14 protein-coding genes are annotated in these 13255 nt (G+C 60.7%); 12 read left to right on the top strand and 2 right to left on the bottom strand.

Annotation, left to right across the window (positions count from 1 at the left end; translation table 11 throughout):
• Nucleotides 1–30 precede the first annotated feature (30 nt).
• The 6 genes from ACP7EG_RS17955 to ACP7EG_RS17930 all read left to right on the top strand — a co-directional run bounded on the left by ACP7EG_RS17955 (nt 31) and on the right by ACP7EG_RS17930 (nt 7592).
• Entirely contained in the window at nt 31–489 is a 459-nt protein-coding gene (locus ACP7EG_RS17955) for a Fur family transcriptional regulator (RefSeq protein ID WP_426088708.1), read from the top strand.
• Nucleotides 490–608: 119 nt separating this feature from the next.
• Nucleotides 609–3221, top strand: coding sequence for an alanine--tRNA ligase (alaS, locus tag ACP7EG_RS17950; protein WP_426088707.1), 2613 nt, complete (start codon nt 609–611; stop codon nt 3219–3221).
• Between the two features lie 237 nt (nt 3222–3458).
• Nucleotides 3459–3686, top strand: a complete 228-nt coding sequence (locus tag ACP7EG_RS17945) for a sulfurtransferase TusA family protein (protein WP_010395510.1) — start codon at nt 3459–3461, stop codon at nt 3684–3686.
• A 267-nt stretch (nt 3687–3953) separates the two neighbouring features.
• Nucleotides 3954–4703 carry an electron transfer flavoprotein subunit beta/FixA family protein gene (locus tag ACP7EG_RS17940; RefSeq protein ID WP_099379460.1) on the top strand — a complete coding sequence of 250 codons (750 nt, stop codon included), beginning with the start codon at nt 3954–3956 and terminating at the stop codon, nt 4701–4703.
• Nucleotides 4704–4779: 76 nt separating this feature from the next.
• Entirely contained in the window at nt 4780–5712 is a 933-nt protein-coding gene (locus tag ACP7EG_RS17935) for an electron transfer flavoprotein subunit alpha/FixB family protein (RefSeq protein WP_034759881.1), read from the top strand.
• 89 nt (nt 5713–5801) lie between these two features.
• A complete protein-coding gene (locus ACP7EG_RS17930) occupies nt 5802–7592 on the top strand; it encodes an acyl-CoA dehydrogenase (RefSeq protein WP_426088706.1) in 1791 nt (596 codons plus the stop codon).
• Between the two features lie 75 nt (nt 7593–7667).
• Here the strand turns inward: ACP7EG_RS17930 and ACP7EG_RS17925 are convergent, their stop codons facing one another.
• Nucleotides 7668–8294 (bottom strand): glycine zipper 2TM domain-containing protein, encoded by a 627-nt coding sequence (locus ACP7EG_RS17925; RefSeq protein ID WP_426088705.1) that lies wholly within the window; start codon nt 8292–8294, stop codon nt 7668–7670.
• A gap of 136 nt (nt 8295–8430) precedes the next feature.
• The gene (locus tag ACP7EG_RS17920) at nt 8431–8865 is read right to left on the bottom strand and encodes an NINE protein (protein ID WP_426088704.1); all 435 of its coding nucleotides are present in this window, start codon (nt 8863–8865) and stop codon (nt 8431–8433) included.
• Between the two features lie 277 nt (nt 8866–9142).
• Here ACP7EG_RS17920 and rpsP point away from each other — a divergent pair, with 277 nt between their 5' ends.
• The 6 genes from rpsP (at nt 9143) to ACP7EG_RS17890 (ending at nt 13070) form a co-directional block, all read left to right on the top strand.
• On the top strand, nt 9143–9394 hold the full coding sequence (gene rpsP, locus ACP7EG_RS17915) for a 30S ribosomal protein S16 (RefSeq protein WP_010395524.1): 252 nt from the start codon (nt 9143–9145) through the stop codon (nt 9392–9394).
• 13 nt (nt 9395–9407) lie between these two features.
• Nucleotides 9408–9965, top strand: a complete 558-nt coding sequence (gene rimM, locus ACP7EG_RS17910) for a ribosome maturation factor RimM (protein WP_257571985.1) — start codon at nt 9408–9410, stop codon at nt 9963–9965.
• A gap of 50 nt (nt 9966–10015) precedes the next feature.
• Nucleotides 10016–10762 carry a tRNA (guanosine(37)-N1)-methyltransferase TrmD gene (trmD, locus tag ACP7EG_RS17905; RefSeq protein WP_426088703.1) on the top strand — a complete coding sequence of 249 codons (747 nt, stop codon included), beginning with the start codon at nt 10016–10018 and terminating at the stop codon, nt 10760–10762.
• A 130-nt stretch (nt 10763–10892) separates the two neighbouring features.
• A complete protein-coding gene (gene rplS, locus ACP7EG_RS17900; RefSeq protein ID WP_071079077.1) occupies nt 10893–11276 on the top strand; it encodes a 50S ribosomal protein L19 in 384 nt (127 codons plus the stop codon).
• Between the two features lie 77 nt (nt 11277–11353).
• The gene (locus tag ACP7EG_RS17895) at nt 11354–12013 is read left to right on the top strand and encodes a CoA pyrophosphatase (protein WP_426088702.1); all 660 of its coding nucleotides are present in this window, start codon (nt 11354–11356) and stop codon (nt 12011–12013) included.
• A 97-nt stretch (nt 12014–12110) separates the two neighbouring features.
• Nucleotides 12111–13070: a CobD/CbiB family protein gene (locus ACP7EG_RS17890; RefSeq protein ID WP_141172012.1), complete on the top strand. Its 960-nt coding sequence runs from the start codon at nt 12111–12113 to the stop codon at nt 13068–13070.
• Nucleotides 13071–13255 lie beyond the last annotated feature (185 nt).

Here is a 13255-nt window from a genome sequence, read left to right as displayed (position 1 = left end):
GAAGAAGGCGGATGGTGTATTCTGTCGGCTATGGAACGCACAACACGTCAAAAAACCGCTATACAAGCCGCCATCGAGTCGGCCCAGCGCCCCCTGTCGGCGCAGGAAATTCTCGAGCAGGCCAGCTTGCAGGTGACGCAGCTGGGCATCGCCACCGTTTACCGCAACTTGAAGTCCTTGGTGCTGGAGGAAAAAGTGCACGTGGTGACCTTGCCGGGAGAAAACCCGCGCTATGAGTCGAACACGGCTGCCAATCACCACCACCACCATTTCCAGTGCACCACGTGCCAGCGCGTGTTCGACGTGCATGATTGCCCGGGCGACTTGAAGCGCATGGCGCCGCAAGGCTTTGTCGTCGAGCGCCACGAATTGACCTTGTACGGCCGCTGCGCCGATTGCAATGCCGCCGCCGGCACCACGGCCGCAGCGGGGAGCGCCGCCGTTGCCACCACTGTGCACGCCTGCGCCAGCGGCCACGACCCGGCCTGAGTGGTCCAGCCCTTCGTGTTGGCACGGGCGCAACAATGCCCTGGCCAGCCGTCATTGCCGCACCCCATATCACGTATAATCTTCCCTTTAAAGCTGCCGCCACTCTTTGCCAAAAAAACATGAAATCATCTGAAATCCGCGACAAGTTCCTCAAATTTTTCGAATCCAAGGGCCATTCCATCGTCCGTTCCAGCTCCCTGGTGCCAGGCAACGATCCGACCTTGCTGTTGACGAACAGCGGCATGGTGCAATTCAAGGATGTGTTTACGGGCACGGACAGCCGTCCGTACACGCGTGCCACCTCGGTGCAGCGCTGCGTGCGCGCCGGCGGCAAGCACAACGACCTGGAAAACGTCGGTTACACGGCGCGCCACCATACGTTCTTTGAAATGCTGGGCAACTTCAGCTTCGGCGACTATTTCAAGCGCGACGCGATTCAATACGCGTGGGAATTGCTGACCAAGGTGTATGGCTTGCCGGCTGACAAGCTGACCGTCACCGTCTACATCGAAGATGACGAAGCGTACGATATCTGGGCGAAAGAAATCGGCGTGCCTGTCGAGCGCATCATCCGCATCGGCGACAACAAGGGTGCGCGCTACGCGTCGGACAATTTCTGGCAGATGGCGGACACGGGCCCATGCGGTCCATGCACGGAAATCTTCTACGACCACGGCGCCGACATTCCTGGCGGCCCGCCGGGCTCGCCGGACGAAGATGGCGACCGCTTCATTGAAATCTGGAACCTGGTGTTCATGCAGTTCAACCGCGACGAAGCGGGCGTCATGCACAAGCTGCCGAAGCCTTGCGTCGACACGGGCATGGGCATGGAGCGCCTGGCCGCCGTGCTGCAGCACGTGCATTCGAACTATGAAATCGACCTGTTCCAGCATTTGATCAAGGCCGCCGCGCGCGAAACGGGCGCCACCGACCTGGAAAACAAGTCGCTGCGCGTGATCGCCGACCACATCCGCGCCGCCGCCTTCATGATCGTCGACGGCATCATTCCGGGCAGCGAAGGCCGCGCGTATGTCTTGCGCCGCATCATCCGCCGCGCCCTGCGCCATGGCCACAAGCTGGGCCAGACCAAACCGTTCTTCTACAAGCTGGTGGCAGACCTGGCCATCGAGATGGGCGGCGCCTATCCGGAGCTGGAAGAAGCGAAAGACAATGTCGCCAACATGCTCAAAGCCGAGGAAGAGCGTTTCGGCGAAACGCTGGAAACGGGCATGAAAGTGCTGGAAGCGCAGCTGGCCAAGGATGCCACGGGCATCGACGGCGCCACCGCTTTTACTTTGTACGAAACCTACGGCTTCCCGCCGGACCTGACGGCCGACATTTGCCGCGAACGCAATATCACATTCGACCAGGTGGGCTACGACGCGGCCCTGAAAGAAAGCCAGGAACTGTCGCGCAAGGGCGGCAAGACGCACAAGGACAGCAAGGTCGAGTACACGGGTGAGAAAAACAAATTCGTCGGCTACGATCAATTGACGTTCAGCAGCAAGGTCGTGGCGCTGTACGCAGCCGGCACGCCCGTGCAGGAACTCAAGGCCGGTGACACGGGCATCGTCGTGCTCGACACCACGCCGTTCTACGCGGAATCGGGCGGCCAGGTGGGCGACCAGGGCGTGATCGCCTCGGGCGCGGGCAGCTTTGCCGTCAGCGACACCTTGAAAATCCAGGCTGACGTATTCGGCCACCACGGCGTGCTCGAATCCGGCGTGTTGAAAGTGGGCGACGCCGTCTCGGCGCAAGTCGATACGGCCAAGCGCGCGCGCACGATCCGCAACCACTCGGCCACGCACTTGATGCACAAGGCCTTGCGCGAAGTGCTGGGCAGCCATGTGGCGCAAAAGGGCTCGCTGGTCGATCCGGACAAGACCCGTTTCGACTTCAGCCACCATGCGCCGATGACGGCGGAACAGATCGTCGCCGTGGAAACCATCGTCAATAAAGAGATCCTGGAAAACCGCGCCACGCAGGCCCATCTGATGTCGTTTGACGATGCTGTCAAGCATGGCGCGATGGCCCTGTTCGGCGAGAAATACGGCGACGAAGTGCGCGTGCTCGACATCGGCAGCTCGAAAGAGCTGTGCGGCGGCGTCCACGTGCAGCGCACGGGCGATATCGGTCTGTTCAAGATCATCGGCGAAAGCGGCGTGGCCGCCGGCATCCGCCGCGTGGAAGCGGTGACGGGCGAGGGCGCGCTGGCGCTGGTGCAAACCATCAACCGCCGCCTGGTCGAAGCGGCGCAAGCGCTGAAGGCGCAGCCGGAAGAGCTGACTGCCCGTATCGGACAGGTGCAGGACCATGTGAAGGCGCTGGAGAAGGAACTGGCTGCGCTGAAATCGAAACTGGCTTCCGGCCAGGGCGATGAGCTGGTCACGCAAGCTGTCGATGTGAACGGCATCAAGGTGCTGGCCGCCGTGCTCGATGGCGCCGACGTGGCCCGTCTGCGCGAAACCATGGACAAGCTGAAAGACAAGCTGAAGACGGCAGCCATCGTGCTGGCCAGCGTGACGGACGGCAAGGTCAGCCTGATCGCCGGCGTCACGGCGGACGCGACTTCCAAGGTCAAAGCGGGCGAGCTGGTGAACTTCGTTGCACAGCAAGTGGGCGGAAAAGGCGGTGGACGCCCCGATATGGCGCAAGCGGGCGGTACCGATCCGAGTGGTCTGGCGAACGCTCTGGCCGGCGTACCGGCCTGGGTCGGCGAACGCGCGAAATAAGGCGTAAGCTAGAGGATATGCGGGGTTTGCGCCCCATCGCCCCTTGAAAACGGCCCGCAGACGATGTTTGCGGGCCGTTTTGCCGTGTGGAATCTCGTTGTGACACCACAACAGCCGATGAACTATTTTGGTGCAGCGCGTCAATGCCCCTGATTTAGAGTAGTATGTCGAAAATCAGTACAACAAAACAATGGTGGGATATTGATGATGAGCGACACACTACTTGATACCGAGATTATGGAATTTCACAAAGAACTCGACGCGCGCGGCTTGAATTGCCCGTTGCCGATTCTGAAGGCGAAAAAGGCTTTGTCAGAGCTGCAGAGCGGGGAAGTGCTGCGCATCATGGCAACCGATCCCGGTTCCGTGCGCGACTTCCAGGCTTTCGCCAAGCAAACGGGCAATGCCCTGTTGTCGCATGTGCAGACGGGTACCGAATTCGTCTTCCTGATGCAACGCAAATAATTCTGCCTGCCGGGGCCGCCGTGGCGCGGCCTGCTTGTATCTTGCCTTGCTGCGTCATTTTTGCGTCACTTTCACGCCCTTTTGCTGCCCTGCAGCGTAGCGGCAGACTCCCCTGAAATCCTCGAAGCTGGACAGTTTAGATGGATTGCTCTAACAAAAAATCGCACGATCGTGCTTAAATTCGGTTCAGGATTCAAATTTCTCTTATAATCGAACACACAGTCAGCACTTGATCCGTCATTTTTATAATTTCCCAAAGGCATAGCTATGAAAGTCTTGGTACCCGTCAAACGCGTGGTCGACTATAACGTCAAAGTCCGCGTCAAGAGTGACGGCACTGGCGTCGATACCGCCAACGTCAAAATGTCGATGAACCCTTTCGATGAGATCGCGCTGGAAGAAGCGATGCGTCTGAAAGAAGCCGGCAAGGTCACTGAAGTGGTCGCCATCTCCTGCGGCGTGACGCAGTGCCAGGAAACCCTGCGCACCGCCATGGCCATCGGCGCCGACCGCGGCATCCTGGTGGAAACGACGACCGAACTGGAACCGCTGGCCGTGGCCAAGCTGGTGAAAGCCCTGGCCGAGAAAGAGCAGCCGCAACTGATCATCCTGGGCAAGCAAGCCATCGATGACGACAGCAACCAGACCGGCCAGATGCTGGCAGCCCTGCTGGGTTGGCCGCAAGCCACGTTCGCTTCGAAAGTCGTGCTGGAAGACGGCAAAGTCACCGTCACGCGCGAAGTCGACGGCGGCCTGGAAACCCTGGCATTGACCTTGCCAGCGATCATCACCACCGACTTGCGTTTGAATGAGCCACGCTATGTGACTTTGCCGAACATCATGAAGGCCAAGAAAAAGCCGCTCGAGACCGTCAAGCCGGAAGACCTGGGCGTCGACGTTGCGCCACGCCTGAAGACCCTGAAAGTCGTCGAGCCAGCCAAGCGCTCGGCCGGCATCAAGGTGCCGGACGTGGCTACCCTGGTTGCCAAGCTGCGCACCGAAGCCAAGGTTATTTAAACATACCCCAAGACAAAAACTGGGGTCAGACCTGGAAGGTCCGACCCCCGGCACTTGCACATTACTAGGAATAATCATGGTCGCATTAGTTATTGCTGAACACGACAACGCTACCTTAAAGGGCAGCACCCACCACACCGTGACCGCGGCTGCCCAGTGCGGCGGCGACGTGCACGTACTCGTCGCAGGTTCGAACGCCTCGGCTGCCGCCGCTGCCGCCGCGCAAATCGCCGGCGTGACGAAAGTCATCGTGGCCGACGCGCCATACTTCGCCGACGGCCTGGCCGAAAACGTGGCCGAGCAAGTGCTGGCCATCGCCGGCAACTACAGCCACATTCTGGCGCCAGCTACCGCCTACGGCAAGAACATCCTGCCGCGCGTCGCTGCCAAGCTGGACGTGGCGCAAATCTCGGAAATCACCAAGGTCGACTCGCCAGATACGTTCGAGCGTCCGATCTACGCCGGTAACGCGATTGCCACCGTGCAATCTGGCGACAAGATCAAGGTCATCACCGTGCGTACCACCGGTTTCGACGCCGCTGCCGCCACCGGCGGTTCGGCTGCCACCGAAACCGTCGCCGCCGTTGCCGATGCCGGCAAATCGGCCTTCGTGGGCCGCGAGCTGGCCAAGTCCGACCGTCCTGAACTGACCGCCGCGAAAATCATCGTGTCGGGCGGCCGTGGCATGGGTTCGGCCGAGAACTTCCACATCCTGGAACCGCTGGCCGACAAGCTGGGCGCCGCCATGGGTGCTTCGCGCGCCGCCGTCGATGCCGGCTTCGTGCCGAACGACTGGCAAGTGGGCCAGACGGGCAAGATCGTCGCGCCATCGCTGTACATCGCCGTCGGTATCTCGGGCGCGATCCAGCATCTGGCCGGCATGAAAGACTCGAAAACCATCGTCGCCATTAACAAGGATCCGGAAGCACCGATCTTTGCCGTGGCTGACTACGGCATCGTGGGCGATCTGTTCGAGATCGTGCCGCAACTGGTCAAAGAACTGGGTTAATTAAACCCCTTCCGGTTTTGTTACTGACAAAGCCACGCCGGCCCGCCCCACACGGCGAGCCGCGCGTGGCTTTTTTCTTGGAGAAATAGATGAGCTATCAAGCCCCGCTGAAAGATATGTTGTTCGTGATGAACGAACTGGCCGGCCTGGCCGAGATCCATACTTTACCTGGCTGTGAAGACGCCACGCCCGACACGGCCGAAGCCGTGCTGGAAGAGAACGCCAAATTCTGCGGCGGCGTGGTGGCGCCTCTGAACGGTCCCAGCGACAAGGAGCCCAGCTACTGGCACGACGGTGAAGTGACCACCTCGAAAGGCTTCAAGGAAGCCTTCAAGGCCTACGGCGAAGCGGGCTGGCAGGGCGTGCAGCATCCGACCGAATTCGGCGGCCAGGGTTTGCCGAAGCTGCTGGCCACGCCCTGCATCGAAATGCTCAACTCGGCCAGCATCTCGTTCGCTTTGGTTGCCCTGCTGTCGGACGGCGCCATCGAAGCGCTGCTGACGGCCGGCAGCGATGAGCAGAAGGCGGTCTACCTGGAAAACCTGGTCTCGGGCAAGTGGACGGGTACCATGAATCTGACCGAGCCGCAAGCGGGCTCCGACCTGGCCGCCGTGCGCACGCGCGCCGTGCCGCAGGGCGATGGCACGTATAAAGTGTTCGGCACGAAGATTTTCATCACGTATGGCGAGCACGATATGGCGGAAAACATCGTCCATCTGGTGCTGGCCCGCACGCCGGACGCGCCCGCTGGCGTGAAAGGCATTTCGCTGTTCATCGTGCCGAAATTCCTCGTCAACGCCGATGGCAGCCTTGGTGCGCGCAATGACGCGCATTGCGTGTCGATCGAGCACAAGCTGGGCATCAAGGCCAGTCCGACGGCGGTATTGCAATTCGGCGACCATGGCGGCGCCATCGGCACCCTGGTGGGCGAGGAAAACCGCGGCCTCGAATACATGTTCATCATGATGAATGCGGCCCGCTTCGGCGTCGGCTTGCAAGGCATCGGCCTGGCCGAGCGCGCCTACCAGCAAGCCGTGGCGTTCGCCAAGGACCGCGTGCAGTCGCGCGACCTGGCCGGTTCGCCCGGCCCGGTGTCCATCATCCACCACCCGGACGTGCGCCGCATGCTGATGTCGATGCGCTCGCAGACGGAGGCGGCGCGCGCGCTGGCCTACGTGGGCGCGGCCATCAGCGACGTGGCGCACCACCATCCGGAGGCCGAAGTGCGCGCGGAAAGCCTGGCCACCTATGAATACCTGGTGCCCGTCATCAAGGGCTGGGCCACGGAAATGTCGCAGGATGTCACGCGCGACGGCGTGCAAGTGCATGGCGGCATGGGTTTCATTGAGGAAACGGGCGCCGCCCAGCATTACCGCGACGCCAAGATTCTGACCATCTACGAAGGCACGACGGCCATCCAGGCAAACGACCTGGTGGGCCGCAAGACGGTGCGGGACGGCGGCGCCGTGGCGAAAGCCATCATCGCCCAGGTGCGCGCCACGGAAGCCCAACTGGGCGAGCTGACCGGTGCCGACTTCCAGGCCATGCAGCGCCACCTGGCCGAAGGCAGTGCCGCGCTCGAAGCGGTGGTGGAGTACGTGGTAGCGAACATGAAGACGGATATCAAGGCCGTCTTCGCGGGCAGCGTGCCGTATCTGAAACTGGCCGGCATCGTGCTGGGCGGCTGGCAAATGGCGCGCGCGGCCGTGGTGGCGCAGCAAAGGCTGGGAGAAGGCAGCGGCGACGCCTCGTTCTACAAGGCAAAAATCGCCACGGCGCGCTTCTTTGCCGACCACATCCTGTCGCAGGCGCCAGGCTTGCGCGCTACCATCATCGATGGTAGTGCCGGCGTGATGGCCTTGTCGGAAGAGCAGTTTTAAGCTTAGCTAACCCAACTGCAAATGCCGGGGTCGGACCCTGAGGGTCCGACCCCAGTCCTTGCTTTTGGGTTCAGCTTACCTTCTGGCAATGCCATTGCCGGAGTTGCGCACCAGATCGCCAGCAGCCAGCCCCGGGTCCTGATCAAACGCGAAGTCAGCCTTGGCGCCCGTTTCATATTGCACGGTGACGGTCCAGGTCTTGGCATTCTTCATGTGGCCTTCCACTTGCTTGCCGGCATACGCGCCGCCAGCGGCGCCGGCCAGGGTGGCCAGGTCCTTGCCGCGTCCGCCGCCGACCTGGCGGCCCAGCAGGGCGCCAGCCACGCCGCCGCCGATCATGCCCAGCGCGCCGCCTTCACCGGCCTTCTCGGCGACATTGACTGCCAGCACCTTGCCGCAATCGGCGCAGATCTGGTGCTGTGGCTGCTTGGAAGGCTGGCTGGCGTAGGAATTGCCCGCTTTTTGCGCGGCCTTGGCGTTGATGATGGCCTGGTCGTATTCACCCTTGGCGTCGCGCAGGCATTGCATGCGGGCTTTCGAGCTGGTTTCTTCTGCGCACAGTTTCTTGTCGTCCGCATAGCGCGTGCTGGCTTGCTTCGTGTCGTAGGCGTATTGCGCCTTCGGCGACAGGTTTTGCGCGAAGGCGGATGTGCTGAACAGGGCCGTGATGGCGACTGCGAGGATGAGTGGGCGACGAATCATGATCTTCTCCTAGGGGGTGTTAAATGAGCCAGTAATGTCGGCATTGTGAATGCAGTATAGAGGAAAATCATGATTGCTTACCAACACTTACATGTGCGTGCGGCGTGCGCTATTTAAAGTGATTTTTACATGGAAATTAACCGTAGGCACCGCCTGTGTACAGCAAGTCGAACAGGCGCGCCATGGTGGCGATCAGCACGCCTGCACCTAGCATCAAGGTAGCGACCAGTACCACGGCCAGGGGCCAGCCCGTGTCCGACAGGCGGCCGGAGGCGGTGTTGTAGCGCGCATCCCACTTGTCGTCCGGCATCAGACCCAGCACCAGCGCTTCCAGGAAACCGCCCAGGGCGGACAGGGTCAGCGGCAAGATCTGGTAAAACCAGTCGGCCTCGGGAAACAGCTGGTGCAGCAGCACGGTGGCGGGCAGGGCGGCCAGGTGTAGCCAGCCCCAGCGGTCCTTGCTGCCATGCAGGTAGAAGCGGTGCGCGCCAAGCATGCCCAGCAGGAAGGCCAGCAGTGTCGTGAAGGCCTTGTTCTTGTGCGACTGTTGCAAAATGGTAGCGGTGGTCATGGGACTCCAGAGTTGCTCATCGGTAAAGATTGCCAGTATCGGCCATTGTCTCGCACAACGATAGCACTTTCCTGTGGCGTTTATACAATGATTTGGCGTGATTTCCAGCCATGGCCGGCACGATAGGCGCAGACGCCTATTGCGTCTTCGGCCATGACTGGTCATAATGTTTGATTAGCCCAAATTACACGCCCGTCATCATAACGCTTGCTGCCTGGCGGTAAAGCGCGCTATAATTTGCGGCTTTTTCCGCCTCAGCACACTTTTTGGAAATATTATGGTCGTTATTCGTTTAGCTCGTGGAGGCGCCAAGAAGCGCCCGTTCTTCAACATCGTCGCTACTGATTCGCGCAATCGCCGCGATGGTCGCTTCATTGAGCGTATCGGTTTTTATAACCCGATGGCGCAAGGTGGCGAAGTTCCACTGCGTATCACCGCAGACCGTCTGGCCTACTGGCAAGGCGTTGGCGCACAATTGTCGCCAACCGTTGCTCGCCTGGTAGCCAGCAACAACAAAGCAGCAGCTTAATTAGATCACTGGTTTGACGGTCAAGACTGCATCCGGGGTGAAAGTCCCCGATGACCTGGTACAGGTAGGCTATGTCTCCGGTGCTTATGGCATTGCTGGCGGGGTCAGGATCACTCCTTTCTCCGACGACGCGGATGCATTATTAAGCGTCAAAACCTGGTGGTTTGATAAACCGACCTTGCATGATGTTGAAGTCAGGCAGGCGAAGTTACACGGCGGCGACGTCGTGGCCCAGCTGGTGGGTGTGGTCGGGCGGGATGCCGCAGAAGCGCTGAAAGGCGTCTCTGTGCAAATTCCGCGTAGCCATTTCCCGACGCTGACGGCCGATGAATTTTATTGGTCCGATCTGATCGGACTGACAGTTGAGAATTTGCAAGGCGAGTGCCTCGGCACAGTGCACGACATGATGAGCAATGGTCCGCAGTCGATCTTGCGCGTTACGCCCGTCGCCACTGCCGATGAGACCGTTGAAAAGGCGCCTGAGCGCCTGATCCCGTTTGTTGGCCAGTTTGTCATTAATGTTGACAAGACCGCCAACAAGATCACGGTCGACTGGGGCCTCGATTATTAAACCGCCTGCGCATAATTTTGCGCCGGGCAAACATTGCAGGATGGTGAGCGATGCAATTTGATGTCGTGACCCTGTTCCCGGAAATGTTTGCCGCGCTGACGCAGTCGGGTGTGACCCGGCGCGCCTTCGAGCAGGGGAAATGTGGCTTGTCGCTGTGGAATCCCCGTGATTTCACGACCGACAATCACCGTACCGTGGATGACCGCCCGTATGGCGGCGGCCCCGGCATGGTGATGATGGCGCGTCCCCTCGAAGCGACAATTAATGCCGCGAAGCAACGCCAAGCCGAACTCGGCCTGGCGGCGCCCCGCGTGGTGTTCATGTCGCCGCAAGGCCGTGCGCTGACGCACGAGCGCGTCACCCAGTTGAAAGCCGAACCTGGTTTGGTGATTCTGTGTGGCCGCTATGAAGCCGTGGACCAGCGTTTGCTGGACCGTTGCGTCGACGAAGAAATCAGCGTCGGTGACTTTGTCCTGTCGGGCGGTGAATTGCCCGCCATGGCGCTGATGGATGCGGTAATCCGCCTGTTGCCGGGTGTCTTGAACACCGAGGCATCGGCCATCGAGGACAGCTTCGTCAATGGCTTGCTCGATTCGCCGCATTACACGCGGCCGGAAACATATGAAGGCATGGCCGTGCCGCCCGTCTTGATGGGTGGCAATCATGCCGAGATCGTCAAGTGGCGCCGCCAGCGCATGCTGGAAGCGACCGCGACGAAGCGGCCTGACCTGCTGGTCAGTGCGCGTGCCGCCGGCTTGCTCAGCAAGACCGACGAAAAATTCTTGGCCAGCCTGTAAGCCGTCTCTGACGGCCGGCAGGGTGGTCAGTAGTGCCGGGCATGTTGCCCAAATTGTGTTACCCATCCTCTACCGGGCGGATACTTGCTATCCACAGTGCGCCGGCATGATGGTTTTCGGAGTGTTAAAAATGGACTTGATTCAACAATTAGAGCAGGAAGAAATTGCTCGTCTGGGTAAAACCATTCCTGACTTCGCACCAGGCGATACCGTTATCGTCAGCGTCAACGTAGTCGAAGGTACGCGCAAGCGCGCCCAGGCTTACGAAGGCGTCGTTATCTCCCGTCGTAACCGTGGCCTGAACTCGAACTTTATCGTTCGTAAGATCTCGTCCGGCGAAGGCGTCGAGCGTACGTTCCAACTGTACTCGCCGCTGATCGCTTCGATCGAAGTGAAACGCCGTGGTGATGTTCGCCGCGCCAAGCTGTACTATCTGCGTGAGCGTTCGGGTAAATCGGCGCGTATCAAAGAAAAATTGCCAAATCGCCGCGTTGTGGCGAAAGCAAGCGCGTAATATCAGCGTCTGCGTTGGGAAAAGGGGTGCCTCTCGGCGCCCCTTTTTTATTCCGAATTGTCTATGGGACAAGCTGCATGGCCACCATCGCATTTGATCCACAACAACTAGCCATCGATTCGATCGCCGGCGAGGCGGCGCTGGACGCCGTGCGCCTGACGCCCGCCTGGCTGCGCCAGCGCCTGGCCGAACAGCCTGACTGGCAACCCGAGATTACCCAGGATTTCCTCTCCGCCCGCGCCGTGCCCGTGCGCGCCGCCGTGCTCATTCCCCTCGTGCAACGGCCGCATGGCTTGACCATCTTGCTGACCATGCGCACGGACAACCTGAGCAGCCATGCGGGCCAGGTCAGCTTTCCCGGCGGGCGCAGCGAAGCCTTCGATGCGTCGCCCATCGCCACGGCCCTGCGCGAAACGCAGGAAGAAGTCGGCCTGGCGCGCGAGCACATCGAAGTGCTGGGCCGCCTGCCCGACTACCTGACGGGCACCGGCTACCAGGTCACGCCCGTGGTGGGCCTGGTGACGCCGCCGTTCGAACTGCGCGCCGACCCGTCCGAAGTGGCGGAAATCTTCGAAGTGCCGCTGGCCTTCCTGATGGATGGCCTGAACCACCAGCGCCTGTCGGTGGAATTGCCCGGCGGGCGGCGCTCGTTCTACGCCATGCCGTACGAGCGCTTCTACATTTGGGGCGCCACTGCCGGCATGCTGCGCAATCTGTTTCACCTCTTGCGCGCGTAAAATGGTGCCGCGCACGTAATAAGTTTGATTCCAGCACGGCACTGCGCTATCGTAGCGGGCATTGCGGTATTGCTGAAAAAGACAAAAAGGACGTTTGATGACATTTCTCTCCATACTTTGCGCATTGCTGATCGAGCAGCTCAAACCTTTGCGCGCGGACAATCCGATCTACGCCGAAATCAAGAGCCTGGCAATGCGCATGGAGACCTGGTTCAATGCCGGCCATGCCAACCATGGCCGCATGGGCTGGTTCCTCATGATCGGCGTGCTGATGGTGCCGACGGCAGGCGTGTACTGGCTCTTGCAGCATTACCAGCTGACCCTGCTGGCCTTTGCCTGGAACGTCCTCATCGTCTACCTGACCCTGGGTTTTCGCCATTACAGCCACTACTTCACCTCGATCCAGCTGGCCCTGAGCGCCGGCGATGAAGCGACCGCGCGTACCTTGCTGGCCGACTGGACCAAGCTCGACACGGTGGGCATGGAAGCGAGTGAAATCGCCCGCATCGCCGTGGAAAAAGCCCTGATCACCACGCATCGCAATGTATTTGGTGTCTTCTTCTGGTTCCTGATGCCGCTGGGCCCTGCCTGCGCCGTGATGTACCGCGTGGCTGAATACCTGGCGCGCGCCTGGAACGAGCCCGAGCACATGCGCAATGAAGCGTTCGGCCAGTTCGCCGCGCGCGCCTTTTACTGGATCGACTGGATCCCCGTGCGCCTGACGGCCGTGGCGTTTGCCGTGGTCGGCAATTTCGAAGATGCCATCTATGCCTGGCGCAATTTCGCCCAGCGCTGGCAGGACGAGGCCATCGGCATCATCCTGACGGCCGGCGGCGGCGCCATGGGCGTGCGCCTGGGCACGCCAGCGGAAACGGCGGCCCGTGTGCTGGTGACCCCCGACATGGCCGTCGATGACAGCGACAGCGAAAGCGATATCCTGCCCGGCGAAGAGCCGGGCGCGCGCGCCTTGCAGAGCACGGTGGGCCTGGTCTGGCGCGCCTTGCTGCTGTGGATGCTGCTGCTGCTGTTGATGTCGGGCGCCGTTTTCCTCGGCTGACGCGGGCGCACACGCGCTGTTCATGCGCCTTGCGCGTGGAACAAGGTTAAAATAGGGGCTGGCGCGTTACGCGTGCCGGCCCCTGTTTGCAGCGTCAGGGCAGATCGAGGTAGAACCCAAGTCTTCTATAAGATATAATACTGGCTTACCGCAGCAAACGTAGTTGAATTACCAGCCCGGCTTAC

Source organism: Janthinobacterium sp. PSPC1-1 (genome assembly GCF_049897625.1).
Taxonomy (GTDB): Bacteria; Pseudomonadota; Gammaproteobacteria; order Burkholderiales; family Burkholderiaceae_D; genus Janthinobacterium; species Janthinobacterium tructae.
Note: the sequence above shows the minus strand (reverse complement) of the source record. Positions and strands in the feature narration are given on the sequence as shown.